We start from the raw sequence: 13352 nt of genomic DNA on the forward strand, positions 1-13352 counted from the left end.
TCTGGATAATCAGCCACGAATGGCCGATACCGCCGTCTTTCGACGTTCTTCAATCCGCGCGATCAGCCTGATAAACTCAAAAATCGTGCCGAGTGTATCCATGAACATGGGAGAGCCCAATGCTGCGTACGTATCTTGGCGGTTGCCATTGCCGACTCGTGAGGTTTGAAGCCCGGATTGATTTCGAGAATGGCACGTTGAAATGCAATTGCAGCTTTTGTAGCATGCTGCGCTTCTGGCACGTCCAGGTTCGTCGGGAAGAGTTTCGTCTTCTTTCCGGTGAAACTGCACTTACGGAATATCAGGGTAAAAACCCGGTAGCGCATCACCCGTTTTGCAAAGCGTGCGGTGTTCATGTATTTGATCGCGTGGATACACCAAACGGAACGGGCTACCCTTATATCAATGTGAACATCACGTGCCTCGACGAACTCAACGTCGACGAAGCGGTGAGTGCGCCGGTTACTTATCAGAATGGCCTGCAGAATGATTGGGGCAATCCCCCTTCGGAAACCCGGCATCTTTGATTTTACCGGTCACGGCGCTCTTCCCAAATGCTGGGGAATTTCTGGTTGGTGGACGTCCAACTGATAGCGCTCAGACGCGAATTGAACGAATTCGGCCTTAAACCGTGAAGGATCATCAAGTGTTCCGGCATAGATGGTCACGATTTCCGGCGCATGATGCGGTGTTCCAAACAGCAGGCTGCCACAATGAGGACAGAAATTGCGCGTGGTTGGCATCCCGCTGCCACCGATCATCGTATAAGGCCTGATTTCACCTTTGAATAAGAAGTCTGCGGCTCTCACTACGATGACAGGCAACCCTGCCGAGCCTGAAGCGCGCTGGCAATCCCGGCAATGACAGATGAGTTGCGCGAGTGAAGCGCCCCCAGCTTCGTATTGCACCGCGCCGCAAAGGCAACGCCCGATCCAGAGATTTGACATGGATCCTTTCCAGTTGAAATGATCGTGCGATTTGTCTGGCGGGAAGTTGCGACGCCATTCCCATACATTGTGGCGACACTCGCTTTCATGAAGCGGAACCCCACGCAACCTTGACAGAATTGACCGGGCGCGCCGCGGACGTTGTCATAACAGACGGGTACTCAGGTAGCGCCTAGTTGCCCCGCTCGGGGTGGCGAAACCGTGAGCGAGGAATTTCGGCGACCGCCGTGATCTCAATCATCAGTTCAGGCCGGTATAGACGTTCGACCTGGACGGTCGTTGTAACCGGATACGGATACGGCACGGCAAAAAATTCTTGCCGGATGTCTCCAGTGGTCATGAAGGCCTCGATGTCCGTGGCATATTGAACCAACGAAATTACGTCGGCCATCTGTCCGCCCATCGACGCCATGACGCTGCGAATATTCTCCAGAACCTGTCGTACCTGTGCCCGGATGTCGTGTTGCCCGACGACTTGCCCGTGCCGATCGAGTGATACCTGGCCTTTCAGGTGCACGATATGCCCGTTGCCCTGAATCACCGCCATCGAGAACGGGCCAAACGGTGCCCAAACTTCCGCCGGGTTCACTGCATCTGCCATTGCCGTGTTCCTTTGACGAGGTGCCGCCGGCAATCATACATGGCCGACGATGTGGTCATCGATTGGCGCGATCGGGATGGGCAACGTTCCGTTCAGGGTCAATTGCGGAAGTTTAAGCCGGCCGCTTCGAAGCGCGACCGGCTCGAATTTTTCATTGCGTCATATCTGCCACGACCGGCGTATGCGCTCGCGCATGTCATGCAGGCGCGACACGGATTCGTTGGAGAAAACGAAACGCAGATAACGGGCCGCACCGGGTCCCCAGTTCGTCATCGGCGTCGCCGCGATCTTGCCGCGTTCGAGCAGCAGCTTCGACGCCTCGGGTGGCTCCAGACCCAGCTCACGGGTATCGATGAGCATCGACCAGCCGCCGTGCGGACGGATCACCGGCAGGTCAGCCAGCGCGTCCATCAGGAAGTCGCGACGGCGCTCCCATTCCGCGACTGCCGCAGCCACGCCGTCGTCGGTTGCCGTCAGCGCGGCGGTGGCGCCGGGCATCGCGATTCCAACCTGACACACCACGTTCGACAAGCTCACGAGACGTACGTCGTTCATGATCGATGCGGGTCCGACGATCCAGCCGACGCGCCATCCGATCATTCGATACTCCTTCGAAACCGCGCCGACGGTGATGGTGCGTTCGCGCATGCCCGGCAAACCGGCGGGATGAATGACGTCGCGCCCGTCGAACAGGATGCGCTCCATCGCCGCGTCATAGACGAGCCAGATGCCATGGCGCGTGCAATGTTCTGCAATCGCAAGCCATTCGTCCCGCGATGCGACGTAGCCGCCCGGCATCGAAGGCGACATGATCAGCAGCGCCTTCGTGCGTGGCCCGATCGCGGCGGCAAGACTGTCGAGATCGAGCCGCCAGCCGTCGGCACCCGGCTGCAGCCGCGCGAATTTCGGCACGCCTGCGGCCAGATGCACCCGGTTGATCAGCCCGGCGTAGGTGGGATCCGTCAGCACGACCTCGTCGCCCGGCTCGAGAATCGACAGCAACACGTTGAAAATCCCCGCAAGTCCGCCGGCCGACACGATGCATTCGCTCGCGGCGTCGTAGGCGACGCCCGCGGCGCGGCCGACCCGCTCTACCGCCGCCTCGCGCAACGCGCCCTGCCCTGTGAAAGGCAGGTAGCTGTTTGCCGCGTCGTCGTCGATAGCCTCGTGCGTGTGGACCAGCGCCAGCGCCGGCGGCCGCAGGTCGGTATCGAGATTTTCAAGCCTTAGAATGTCCGCGTCGTGCAGAGAATCCGCCGCGTCGCCGATACGGTCGACTCCAATGCCGGGAATATTTCTTAAGCGAGATACTGTCACACGGACCTCCAATATGGTTTTAATATATTAAAGTGAAAAAATCCGCAGATAGCAAGCCCTCTTCGACTTCGCTCGCCGATCTCCTGCGTGAGCGCATCGCGAACGGCATCCTGGTGCCGGGAACGCAGTTACGGCAGGATCTGATTGCGAAGGAATTCGGCACCAGTCACATTCCGGTGCGGGAAGCGTTCGTGCAGTTGCAAGCGAGCGGGTTCGTCACGATCGTGCCGAACCGGGGCGCATTCGTCTCCGCAATGACGCGGCCCGAAGCCGCCGAGTTGACGGAGATGCGAATCGCGCTCGAACTGCTGGCACTCGACTCCGCTATCGATGCGTTCGGTGCGGACGACGAGACCACGGTCCGCGCAATTCTCGAGCGCGACGAGAACGCGCACGAGGTCGAGCACTGGTCGATCGACAACTGGGCATTTCATCGCGCAATCTATCGGCCGGGCGACAAGCGGCATCTGCTGGAAACGCTGGAAGCAATCTGGCGCAAGACCGACCGCTATCTGCGACTCGTCTGGCAACTGGAGCGCTACCAGCGCATCTCGCTCGCGGAGCATCATGCGATCCTCGATGCAGTGCTCGCTCATGACCGGCGCGCCGCGAAGCGCCTGACGAAAGCGCATATCGAGGCGGCCGGCGTCGTGATGCAGGACGCGCTGCGCGAAGCCCGGCAAGCGTAAGACGAAGAAACTCCCGTAGCGATCAAAGGCATACGTGATGACAAAAAGAATCATCCGTAGGGCGGGCGAATCGGATGTGCCGGCTCTCACGCAAATCCGCAACGATGCACACGCAATGAAGGTGGCGCACGGCGACTATGTATGGGGCAAGGAAGGAGACGGATTTTCCGAGAAGTGGGTGCGAAACAATGTCTCTCAAAGAGACGTGTATGTCGTTGAACTGGACGGCACTTCGGTCGGAACGTTTTTGCTCGATCTGGACGATGAAAAGCACTGGGGACCGCAAGAACCGATCGCCGGTTATGTGCATGGGCTTTGTGTGCGGAACGGCTTTAACGGACGTGGACTCGGCAGCTTCATGCTTGACTGGTGCGCTATCAAGGTGAGCGGCCTGAACCGGCGATTTGTTCGACTCGACTGCCCCGTCCACAACGCGAAACTATGCGCCTACTACGAGTCGCTCGGTTTTATCCGCGCAGGGCTGTACCCGGAGCCAGAACCCGGCGGCTATGTCTGGTCGTTGTACGAGAAACTGGTCCACTAGCTTTCCACCAGACGGCCATGAAAGCTGAAGTCACCGACATGCGGAATGAATCGGATGACGCTTTCGTCGCATCGCATCGTATTGCGCGGCGCCCGCGCCGCGCAATGCCGAACCACGCCAGCCCCAGATTGGGGACCAGGACCCATTAGCGGTAATTCCAGAAATCGAAATTCATCCTTGCGAACAACGCGCTTAATTATCAGCGGCTGTTTCCCTAAACTTGGTAAGGGCAGCTATGAAAAATACGGATGGATCGTCTGCATAGAAACTCCAATCCAATTAAGGAGGAACAGATCATGAAAAAGGCAACCAGCACGTTAATCGCAACCGTCGCCGCACTCACGCTGTCGGGCGGCGCTTATGCACAGAACAACACGCTGGCAACCCCGAGCGTAGTGTCGCCGGCCGCTGTATCGCCGGCCAATGCAACAAGCGGCTACGGCACGCCGGGTGCCACCAGCTCGGACAGCGGCATGAGCGCCGGGTCGCCGAACTCGGGCATGCCGAATGGCACGAACAATAGCTCGACGTCCCTCACCAACCTTCCTGGAAGCCACAACACGCTGGCGACCCCGAGCGTAGTGTCGCCGGCCGCCGGCCAATAACAGTTGTTGGAGGTGACAACCAGGCGCACTGACGAGGCGTCTCGATCGCGTGAGGCGCAGTTGTAGTTGTGACCGACGCCACAGGTTCGCGACTAGCCGAGTCCTTTATTCGCCGCACATCGTAAAAAAGACCGCTGTCCGTAAGGGCAGCGGTCTTTTTTTCTTCCTGGCCTATCCCTGGTCTCGTTCTGGCCTCGTTCTGGCCGCTTCCTGGCAGCGGCTTACGGCACACCGGCTGATTGCATGCCCGTATAACAGCAGCTGGCCTAGCCTGCCATAACGCGCCAGATGGCCGAATTCGTCCCAACGCTAAATGATCGCCTCGCGAAAAAGCGAAGGACCGAGCTGGGCCGGTCGGCTTTCGTCCCGGCTCGGCCCAAAGGAGCCGTTGAAATTAGATCTTGTTCAGGTCAGCGCCCATGTCGCAATGGCACCCCGCCCGCCGTCGCTGTCACTCCGTTTCGTTGTCGTCAGTGTCTGCATTGGCGGTCACTGCTTCCTGATTCATGGCGGCGGCTGCCAGTGCCGTTGCAAGCTCCGGATGCGCTTCTTTCCGTTCACTGTAGCGATCGGTCAGATAGTCGGACCGGTCGCGTACCAACAGCGTGAACTTGTACAACTCTTCCATTACGTCGACGACGCGATCGTAATAGGCGGATGGTTTCATCCGGCCATTGGCGTCGAACTCCTGCCAGGCCTTTGCCACTGACGACTGATTCGGGATCGTCACCATACGCATCCATCGGCCGAGAATGCGCAGCGCGTTCACGGCGTTGAACGATTGCGAGCCGCCGCACACCTGCATCACCGCAAGCGTGCGACCTTGCGTTGGACGAACGCCGCCGCTTTCAAGCGGTAGCCAGTCGATCTGGTTCTTGAATACCGCCGTCAGGGTTCCGTGACGTTCCGGGCTGCACCACACCTGCCCTTCCGACCACTCCGAGAGCTTGCGCAGCTCGACCACCTTTGGATGATCGGCCGGCACGCTGTCCACAAGCGGTAAGCCATGTGGATCGAACACCCGGGTTTCCGCGCCGAAGTGGCGCAAAATGCGTTCGGCTTCAAGCGTGAGAAGGCGGCTGTATGAGGTCGAGCGCAGCGAACCAAACAGCAAAAGGATTCTCGGCGCGTGTTGCGAAACCGTGCGTGAGTCCAGCTTCTGCAAATCAGGTGTGTCCAGGTGTGGGGCGCTGACGTTCGGAATATCTTGCGTCATTAGAGAAGCCTCTTTCCTTCGCTATCGACCACCTGCTCGCCGTCCTCTTTCGTAAATGCGCCTTTCTGTCCAGCAGGCAGGATGTCGAGCACCAACTCCGAGGGCCGGCAAAGGCGCACACCAAGCGGCGTGACAACAAACGGGCGGTTAATGAGGATCGGATGTTCCATCATTGCGTCGAGCAACTGGTCATCGCTTAACGAGGTGTCGGCGAGGCCGAGTTCGGCATACGGCGTGCCCTTCTCGCGCAGCGTGGCGCGCACGGTGAGGCCCGCGCGTTCGATCAGACTTTTCAACGTAGCGCGATCGGGCGGGTTCTTCAGATACTCGATGATTTCCGGCTCGATCCCCGCATTGCGGATCATTGCCAGCGAGTTGCGCGACGTGCCGCAATCGGGGTTGTGATAAATCGTGACGCTCATAACTGCTGTCCCTTAATGCCGTGATTTGCTTCGTACCAATGCTGGGAGCGATTGACAATGCCAACGACGAACAGCATGACCGGCACTTCGATCAGTACGCCTACCACCGTTGCAAGCGCTGCACCGGAATGGAAACCAAACAGACTGATTGCCGTGGCGACCGCCAGCTCAAAGAAATTGCTGGCGCCGATCAGACTCGACGGACCGGCAACACAGTGCGCAACGCCGAGCCGTCGATTCAGGAGGTACGCGAGGCCCGAATTGAAAAACACCTGGATCAAGATCGGTACCGCGAGCATGGCGATAACCAGTGGTTCCTTAACGATCGCCTGCCCCTGAAACGCAAATAGCAGCACCAGAGTCGCGAGCAGTGCGCTAATCGAATACGGGCCGAGATGGGCAACCGCTTGCCGGAAATACGTTTCGCCTCTGGTCAGCAGACGTCGGCGCAACAACTGGGCGAGGATGACCGGGATGACGATGTACAGCACAACCGAAATGATCAGCGTATCCCACGGCACCGTGATTGCCGACAGGCCGAGCAGCAGCGCAACGAGCGGTGCGAAGGCGACGATCATGATCGAGTCGTTGAGTGCGACTTGCGATAACGTGAAGTACGGATCGCCCTTGCAGAGTTGCGACCACACAAACACCATCGCCGTGCAGGGGGCGGCGGCCAGCAGGATCAGGCCGGCGATATAGCTGTCGAGCTGGTCGGCAGGAAGCCACGGCGCGAATACGTGGCGGATGAAGATCCAGCCGAGCAATGCCATCGAGAATGGTTTGACGAACCAGTTCACGAATAGCGTGACGCCGATGCCGCGCCATTGGCTCTTAACCTGGGTCATCGCGGAAAAATCAATCTTGACCAGCATCGGGATGATCATCACCCAGATCAGCACGCCGACCGGAAGATTCACCTGTGCCACTTCCATGCGGCCGATTGCCTGGAAGAGTTGAGGAAATACCTGTCCGAACAGGATGCCGCCAACGATGCAGAGCGCGACCCAGACGGTCAGGTAACGCTCGAAAAATCCAATCGCCGGCCGTGTACTGGCGATTGCTGTATCAGTGCTGCTCATCTGACTCCTCTGCCGGCTTCTCACCGATCGCACGCATTTCGCGCTGAATCGCATTGCGGTCCAGCACATGCAATGGCAGATTCACAAACTGGCTCACCCGGTTCATGATCTGCCGATAAACCTTACTGAAGACCTTCCGCTTTTCGTCATCACTACCCTCAAATGCTGCCGGGTCTTCGAAGCCCCAATGCGCAGTCATCGGGTGGCCTGGCCAGATCGGACAGACTTCGCCCGCAGCCTGGTCGCACACCGTGATAATGAAATCCATGTGCGGGGCGTCAGGGGTAGCAAACTCATCCCAGCTCTTGCTACGCAGCTTCGCGGTGTCATAGCCCAACGCTTCGCACCGCTCGACGGCGAACGGATTCACTGCCCCAGATGGATGACTACCCGCGCTATACGCCTGAAACTTACCCTTTCCCAGCACGTTGAATAGCGCTTCGGCCATGATGCTGCGCGAGCTGTTGCCCGTGCAAAGAATGAGAATCGAGTAAGGTTTGTCGCTCACTGGCGGCTCCTGAAGATCACGATGGAATTACTTGGCCGCTATGCAGCATGCGGCCGACGATTGCGCAAGGGTTTGCGATTGGTCGCGCGAATGACCGTAGACCGGTGCGGCTCCAAGTGTTCGAAACGTTTCCCACGCGACGCCCTGCGGATCAGTCGTCCACGCTTTATCCGACCGCGCATAGCAGCAGGTTGTGTCCATCTGTGGCTGGACTGGCATTTCCGCGGCGGCGAAGCGTGCATTCATCTCGGCCAGCTCCGCGTCGGTTTCTACCTGAATGCCAAGGTGGTCAACACCCGGCTTCGCCCCACGCTGCGAAATAGCGAAGTTGACGGCCGGATTGGTCAACTCCCACTTACAGTAATCGCTCTTCAAGACCGTCGGCTCTGCGTCGCCGAACATGGCACGGTAAAACCGGATGCTGTCGCCCAGGTTCTCGACCGCAACATGGATATGCATACGCTTCATGGTGTGTCTCCGCAGCAGTTGGGGAGATCGCTCGCGGCACAGGTCGCGCCCGCACAGCAGTTCTCCGTCAGGAAGCCAATCAGGCCCGTCATGGCGTCGAAGTTCGCCGTGTAGATGACGAACCGCCCCTGCTGTTGCGGCTTCACCAGATCAGCATGTGACAGGTCCTTCAGGTGGAAGGACAGGCTTGAGGGGGATAGCCCTACCTGCTGCGCGATTTCGCCGGCAGCCATGCCATCCGGGCCTGCGACAACCAGCAGGCGGAAGATCGCAAGGCGCGATTCATGGGCGAGCGCGCTCAGGGCGCGTACAACGAGGTTTGAGTCCATGCCCGGAACAATAGATCATTCACTTCGATATTTCAAGTATTATTGAAATATCGAAGTGAATGCCGCTGATCCTGAACGCGTCACCTACGTTGCGCTGAGGTTCGGCTGGTCAGGGCGCGCAATGTACGTTCGATAATTGGCGTTCCAAAATCAGATCCTTTCCATCCATCAGACATGGAGGCCCCATGCGACTACGCATCGCGACGCCCGACGACGCCGAGGCCATCTCGACGATTTACGCTCCGGTAGTAGCAGGCTCCGCCATCTCTTTCGAACTTGAACCCCCGACAGAGGCCGAGATGCACCGGCGATTAATCGAGACATTGCGACGGTTCCCGTGGCTGGTCAGTCTCGATGATGCGGGTCTGGTGAGTGGTTATGCCTATGCCGGTACTCATCGGGAGAGGCCGGCCTACCAATGGTCGGTCGATACGACGGTCTACGTCCGCGCAGCCAGTCGAGGACAAGGTGTCGGGCGCAAACTGTACGAAGGCCTGCTGATGGAGCTAACGAAGCTCGGCTACGCGCAGGCGTTCGCAGGCATCGCACTACCGAACGCCGCCAGTGTTGCGTTGCATGAAGCGGTTGGATTCAAACATATCGGCGTCTATGAAAAGGTCGGTTTCAAGCTCGGCGCATGGCGAGATGTCGGTTGGTGGCAAAAGACGCTGCGTTCCTATGCGAGTGAACCTGTCGCGCCGAGCGCTTTTGACGCATCCGGCAATTTCTGAAAGCTTCGGTTGACTACAAAAATAATATCGACCTGGCCAAGCGTGTGAGGGACACGTGGTTCCGTGCTGTCGTAATCCGATTGCGCTCCCGTCCAGGAACCGCTCCGAGCGTCAGCTTTGCGACCGGCTTGAGACGCCGCGACAGGCAGTCGTGAGGCGACCTGAACCGGTCGCCGTCAGACTCAGTACGGGAACAGGAGACGCCCGATGGAAGATCCGGAATCGTTGACAATCGGCATCGATCTGCGCACTCGAGAAGACCAGGAAAAGCGAACCTTCATCAAGTTGTCGTCACGTTCGAAGATGTCTCGGGCCTCACTCATTCGATAACGAAATTCGAAAGAGAGATTTCATTCGCGCACTTACTTGGTCGTATAGCCGCCGTTTATCAGAATGGTTTGCCCCGTAATCCACCATCCGTCGCTGACCAGATGGCGAATGAAGGGCACCACATCCTCGATGTCGGTCAAGCCAGTCGTAGAGAACGGCGAGAGTGCGGCGGCCGTCTTGTGGTAAGCCACCGCGTCCGCGCCTTCGGCGGGATAGAAGAATGGCGTGTCCATGGGCCCGGGGCCGATGGCTGTCACCGAGATGCCGCGTGCGCCGAATTCCTTGGCCGCCGCGCGCGTGAAATGTTCGACCGGCGCCTTGGTACCCGCATAGGCAGCATAGAACGGTGTGAACGCGCCAAGCAGCGACGTGACGAGCGTGACGATTTTGCCGTTGTCGTTGACGTGCTTGCCTGCCTCCTTGAGAAAGAAGAACGCGGACTTGGAATTCACCGCCGTCATTTCATCGTATTCAGCCTCGGTGATGTCGACGAACGGCTTCTTCAATACTTTACCGACCGTATTGATCGCAATATCAGGGCGGCCGACGGCCGCGACGACATCCGAAAACAGTTTCTCGACCGCCCCTGCCGAGGTCAGATCGGCCTGGAAAGCGACTGCCGTGGCGCCTGCCGACTCGATCGCCGCAAGTGTCTCGTCCGCCGCGGCCTTTGAGCTCGCGCTGTTGTAGTGGATCGCCACTGCCTTGGCGCCCTGTGCAGCGAGATCCCGTGCAATCAACCCACCGAGATTTTTCGCCCCGCCCGCAATAACGACGGTCTTGCCTTTGATGCTGTGGTTTGCCATGGTTCGTCCCCGGTGCTGAAGCCGCCCTATGCAGCCTCTCATCCTGCTGGATGATATATTCCAGAAAAACCATTTAAACCTGCTGTTTCTGACATCACTGGTCAGAAAAGTCGAACAGTAGAAAGGCGTGCCTGGACATGGCGGCGAACGAGACTGGCGGCGCGTACGCGTACACGTGCCGGACCGATGGACTACGGTATCCCGCGCAGAAAGCTCGGCACGACGTCGAGCTGCGCGCTTACTAAGGCGGTAGCGAACGTGGATCGTATTGACCTGTTTCGCGTCTTCGCGCGCGTTGTCGAATGCGCGAATTTCACGCGCGCGGCGGACACGCTCGGCTTGCCTCGTTCGTCGGTATCCGCGGCGATTCAGGAGCTGGAAGGACGGATCGGCGCCCGCTTGCTGCATCGGACAACGCGTAAGGTGTCGCCGACGCAGGACGGCGCCGCGCTCTATGAGCGCTGCCTGCGCCTGATCGCCGATGTCGAGGAGACAGAGAACCTGTTCCGGCAGACCTCGGTAGGACCGAGCGGCACGCTACGCGTCGACGTGCCGGGCCGTATAGGCCGGTTGATCATCGCGCCCGCACTGCCGGGATTCCTCGCTTCCTATCCGAACATCGACATCGCGCTCGGCCTGACCGATCGCGCGATCGACCTTGTCGAAGAACGCGTCGACTGCGTGCTGCGCGTAGGTAAGCCGCAGGATTCCGGCATGATCGCGCGTCCCATTGGCAATCTGCCGCTCATCAACGTTGCGAGCCCTCTCTACTTGTCGCATCACGGTACGCCATACACGCCGGCCGACATGGGAACCCACCAGGTCGTTCAGTATGCGTCGCCATCGAACGGACGTATCGGGCCCTGGGAATGGCTCGACGGCGAAACCGCAAGGACGTTGACAACGCAAGGCCGCGTGACGGTCAACAGCGCGGAGGCATATATCGCATGTTGTCTTGCAGGACTCGGCTTGATCCAGATTCCTGCCTATGACGTGCAGCAACATCTGCGTGCGGGCGAACTGATCGAGGTGATGCCCGCATACCGGGCCGCGCCCATGCCGATGAACCTGCTCTATCCGCATCGGCAACATCTGTCGCGCAGGGTTCAGGTGTTCGCCGACTGGCTCGATGCGCTGTTGAAAGAGCAACTCATTTGCGATTCGGGCGGAAGAAAATGAAGCCGGCCGATCCAGGTGTCGATTCTTCCTCGCACGGCGGCGAACATTTTTGACAGCAGTTGGTTGGCAAGGACGAATACCATGGAGGCGCGGTTCACGCGTCCGTTCCAATCCAGAATGCGGACGCTAACGGGCTTATCGCGATAGACCATAGACCGCGTCGGGGCGAACCGAGCCGGTCTTCATGGGCAGAGTTCGGCAAAAAGCAGCCGATCGACAGCATCAACTGGATCGCTGACAATCAAGGAATGGCTTGGCGATCCTCGTTATCGAGCGCAGCCGGCTTTCAGTTTGCACGAAACAACCCTTGACTCTTGCGCAGGCTATTGAGTCGCGTAAGCCGCGACTATCTGGAGGAACCTATGCCGATCGGGATCAAAATCGAAGGAATCGCTTTTAGCGAACTAGCGTTGGTGGATCGCCCTGCTCATGCAGCCATACTCGGCCGCATTTTTACAAGCTGGTCCTTGATCGAAAGTTCCATCACGGGCCTGTTAGGGTTGATGATGCACGACGACCATCGTGCGGCGCTCGCAATTCTTGAAACCTTCAAAAACAACAGCAGCAGGGTCCAGGCTGTCAGGCGAATCGGCAAGGAGGTTCTTGATGTGTCGCTTCGACACGACTTCGACGAGTTGATGAAAGACGTGCTTTCGTACGCCGAGGAGCGGAATGCCATTGCCCACGGCCTATGGGGATCGTGCGAGGATAAGCTTGATATTGTGTATCGCATGCCGATGGCAACACTCTCAAAATTCATTGTCGAGGTGCCAAACAAGACCGATATCGACACCGAGGCACTCCTGAATTCATTCAAAGATGAAATAACAATTCTGACCGTGGATGATCTCGAACGAATTGAACAGAAAGGAAAAGACCTTCTGTTTCGCGTCATGAGTGAGACGACGAAGAAGGCATACTCACGGACGTCAGAGAACCAAAAGGGTAGAACCGAGCGATAGAGCTGGCGGTAGAAATTGCGTAGTGCCACTTGAGCATCGGTGAGTCAGCCAAACACGTAGGGTTGGCTCATCTTGTAATTCATCTGGAAGGTTCGAATTTTTGCCCGTGCGTGAATGTCCGTTCCAGAGAATCGTTGAAGGCCGCTTCGGATCGATCTGAACCGTTCAAAATCACATTGCCGGGTCTTTCGATCAGCGATAGTCGAGGAAAGGAATCATACGCGCAGGCCCTGTCAGATATGGATTCAGCCCGCCACCAAGTGGGTATTTTTTCGAAAGAATATCTTGTCCGTCTCCGCAGACGTGCTATCTTCGACGCTCGCCCTCATTGGCTTCTGGATCCCATGTCCTGCGAAGCGTGCCAGAAATTGTTGATTGGCGATTCAGACGCTCCCCACGACGGGTTGCTGGCATATCGCGCCCCATCGATTCTTCGCCCTTTCGGCCGGCCGCCAGTTGTTCTTCATCGCTATCGCTGCAAACACTGCGGCTTCAACTGGATACGTGAATCAGATCCGCTTGAGCGGGAGAGAACCGAGTGGATCTGTCTTTACCAGGCATCCAACATCCTGGTTCCCGCAACGACAGACAGCCATTCACTATCGTCGGCCAGCGA

At 58.2% G+C, this 13352-nt stretch carries 17 protein-coding genes; 7 read left to right on the forward strand and 10 right to left on the reverse strand.

All coding sequences use genetic code 11. From position 1 onward, the window contains the following. Positions 1 to 119: 119 nt before the first annotated feature. The gene (locus tag ACOSV0_RS33795) at positions 120 to 527 is read left to right on the forward strand and encodes a GFA family protein (protein ID WP_434112040.1); all 408 of its coding nucleotides are present in this window, start codon (positions 120 to 122) and stop codon (positions 525 to 527) included. A 9-nt stretch (positions 528 to 536) separates the two neighbouring features. On the opposite strand, the gene ACOSV0_RS33800 is transcribed toward ACOSV0_RS33795, so the two are convergent. The 3 genes from ACOSV0_RS33800 to ACOSV0_RS33810 all read right to left on the reverse strand — a co-directional run bounded on the left by ACOSV0_RS33800 (position 537) and on the right by ACOSV0_RS33810 (position 2865). Continuing rightward, complete coding sequence (locus tag ACOSV0_RS33800; protein ID WP_434112041.1) at positions 537 to 947, reverse strand: GFA family protein; 411 nt, start codon at positions 945 to 947, stop codon at positions 537 to 539. A 172-nt stretch (positions 948 to 1119) separates the two neighbouring features. Further along, positions 1120 to 1548, reverse strand: a complete 429-nt coding sequence (locus ACOSV0_RS33805) for a RidA family protein (protein WP_434112043.1) — start codon at positions 1546 to 1548, stop codon at positions 1120 to 1122. A gap of 159 nt (positions 1549 to 1707) precedes the next feature. Next, a complete protein-coding gene (locus ACOSV0_RS33810) occupies positions 1708 to 2865 on the reverse strand; it encodes a pyridoxal phosphate-dependent aminotransferase (protein ID WP_434112045.1) in 1158 nt (385 codons plus the stop codon). A 32-nt stretch (positions 2866 to 2897) separates the two neighbouring features. On the opposite strand from ACOSV0_RS33810, the gene ACOSV0_RS33815 reads away from it, so the two are divergent. The 3 genes from ACOSV0_RS33815 (at position 2898) to ACOSV0_RS33825 (ending at position 4703) form a co-directional block, all read left to right on the forward strand. Next, positions 2898 to 3554, forward strand: a complete 657-nt coding sequence (locus ACOSV0_RS33815) for a GntR family transcriptional regulator (protein ID WP_434112046.1) — start codon at positions 2898 to 2900, stop codon at positions 3552 to 3554. A 37-nt stretch (positions 3555 to 3591) separates the two neighbouring features. After that, a complete protein-coding gene (locus ACOSV0_RS33820) occupies positions 3592 to 4098 on the forward strand; it encodes a GNAT family N-acetyltransferase (protein WP_434112048.1) in 507 nt (168 codons plus the stop codon). 296 nt (positions 4099 to 4394) lie between these two features. Then, positions 4395 to 4703 carry a hypothetical protein gene (locus tag ACOSV0_RS33825; protein WP_434112050.1) on the forward strand — a complete coding sequence of 103 codons (309 nt, stop codon included), beginning with the start codon at positions 4395 to 4397 and terminating at the stop codon, positions 4701 to 4703. Positions 4704 to 5154: 451 nt separating this feature from the next. Here ACOSV0_RS33825 and arsH read toward each other — a convergent pair whose 3' ends face one another. Genes arsH through ACOSV0_RS33855 form a run of 6 tightly spaced genes read right to left on the reverse strand, consistent with a single transcriptional unit; the run spans position 5155 to position 8728 of the window. Continuing rightward, a complete protein-coding gene (gene arsH / locus ACOSV0_RS33830) occupies positions 5155 to 5919 on the reverse strand; it encodes an arsenical resistance protein ArsH (RefSeq protein ID WP_434112052.1) in 765 nt (254 codons plus the stop codon). Beyond that, on the reverse strand, positions 5919 to 6341 hold the full coding sequence (gene arsC / locus ACOSV0_RS33835; RefSeq protein WP_434112054.1) for an arsenate reductase (glutaredoxin): 423 nt from the start codon (positions 6339 to 6341) through the stop codon (positions 5919 to 5921). The genes arsH and arsC overlap by 1 nt, the downstream gene beginning before the upstream one ends. Continuing rightward, the gene (arsB, locus tag ACOSV0_RS33840) at positions 6338 to 7423 is read right to left on the reverse strand and encodes an ACR3 family arsenite efflux transporter (protein ID WP_434112056.1); all 1086 of its coding nucleotides are present in this window, start codon (positions 7421 to 7423) and stop codon (positions 6338 to 6340) included. The genes arsC and arsB overlap by 4 nt, the downstream gene beginning before the upstream one ends. Then, positions 7410 to 7931 (reverse strand): arsenate reductase ArsC, encoded by a 522-nt coding sequence (locus tag ACOSV0_RS33845; RefSeq protein WP_434112057.1) that lies wholly within the window; start codon positions 7929 to 7931, stop codon positions 7410 to 7412. The genes arsB and ACOSV0_RS33845 overlap by 14 nt, the downstream gene beginning before the upstream one ends. 27 nt (positions 7932 to 7958) lie before the next feature. Further along, positions 7959 to 8399 carry an ArsI/CadI family heavy metal resistance metalloenzyme gene (locus tag ACOSV0_RS33850; protein WP_434112058.1) on the reverse strand — a complete coding sequence of 147 codons (441 nt, stop codon included), beginning with the start codon at positions 8397 to 8399 and terminating at the stop codon, positions 7959 to 7961. Next, positions 8396 to 8728, reverse strand: a complete 333-nt coding sequence (locus ACOSV0_RS33855) for an ArsR/SmtB family transcription factor (RefSeq protein WP_434112060.1) — start codon at positions 8726 to 8728, stop codon at positions 8396 to 8398. The genes ACOSV0_RS33850 and ACOSV0_RS33855 overlap by 4 nt, the downstream gene beginning before the upstream one ends. Positions 8729 to 8913: 185 nt before the next feature. Between ACOSV0_RS33855 and ACOSV0_RS33860 the strand changes: the two genes are divergently transcribed. Next, positions 8914 to 9459 carry an arsinothricin resistance N-acetyltransferase ArsN1 family B gene (locus ACOSV0_RS33860; protein WP_434112062.1) on the forward strand — a complete coding sequence of 182 codons (546 nt, stop codon included), beginning with the start codon at positions 8914 to 8916 and terminating at the stop codon, positions 9457 to 9459. 362 nt (positions 9460 to 9821) lie between these two features. Here ACOSV0_RS33860 and ACOSV0_RS33865 read toward each other — a convergent pair whose 3' ends face one another. Next, positions 9822 to 10595, reverse strand: a complete 774-nt coding sequence (locus ACOSV0_RS33865; protein WP_434112064.1) for an SDR family oxidoreductase — start codon at positions 10593 to 10595, stop codon at positions 9822 to 9824. A 258-nt stretch (positions 10596 to 10853) separates the two neighbouring features. Between ACOSV0_RS33865 and ACOSV0_RS33870 the strand changes: the two genes are divergently transcribed. Both ACOSV0_RS33870 and ACOSV0_RS33875 read left to right on the forward strand, forming a co-directional pair. Continuing rightward, positions 10854 to 11774 carry a LysR family transcriptional regulator gene (locus tag ACOSV0_RS33870; RefSeq protein ID WP_434112066.1) on the forward strand — a complete coding sequence of 307 codons (921 nt, stop codon included), beginning with the start codon at positions 10854 to 10856 and terminating at the stop codon, positions 11772 to 11774. Positions 11775 to 12136: 362 nt separating this feature from the next. Beyond that, complete coding sequence (locus ACOSV0_RS33875) at positions 12137 to 12736, forward strand: hypothetical protein (RefSeq protein ID WP_434112068.1); 600 nt, start codon at positions 12137 to 12139, stop codon at positions 12734 to 12736. The last annotated feature ends 616 nt before the right edge of the window (positions 12737 to 13352 follow it).

The organism is Paraburkholderia caffeinilytica (assembly GCF_051027425.1).
In the GTDB taxonomy this organism is placed as follows: Bacteria; Pseudomonadota; Gammaproteobacteria; order Burkholderiales; family Burkholderiaceae; genus Paraburkholderia; species Paraburkholderia caffeinilytica_A.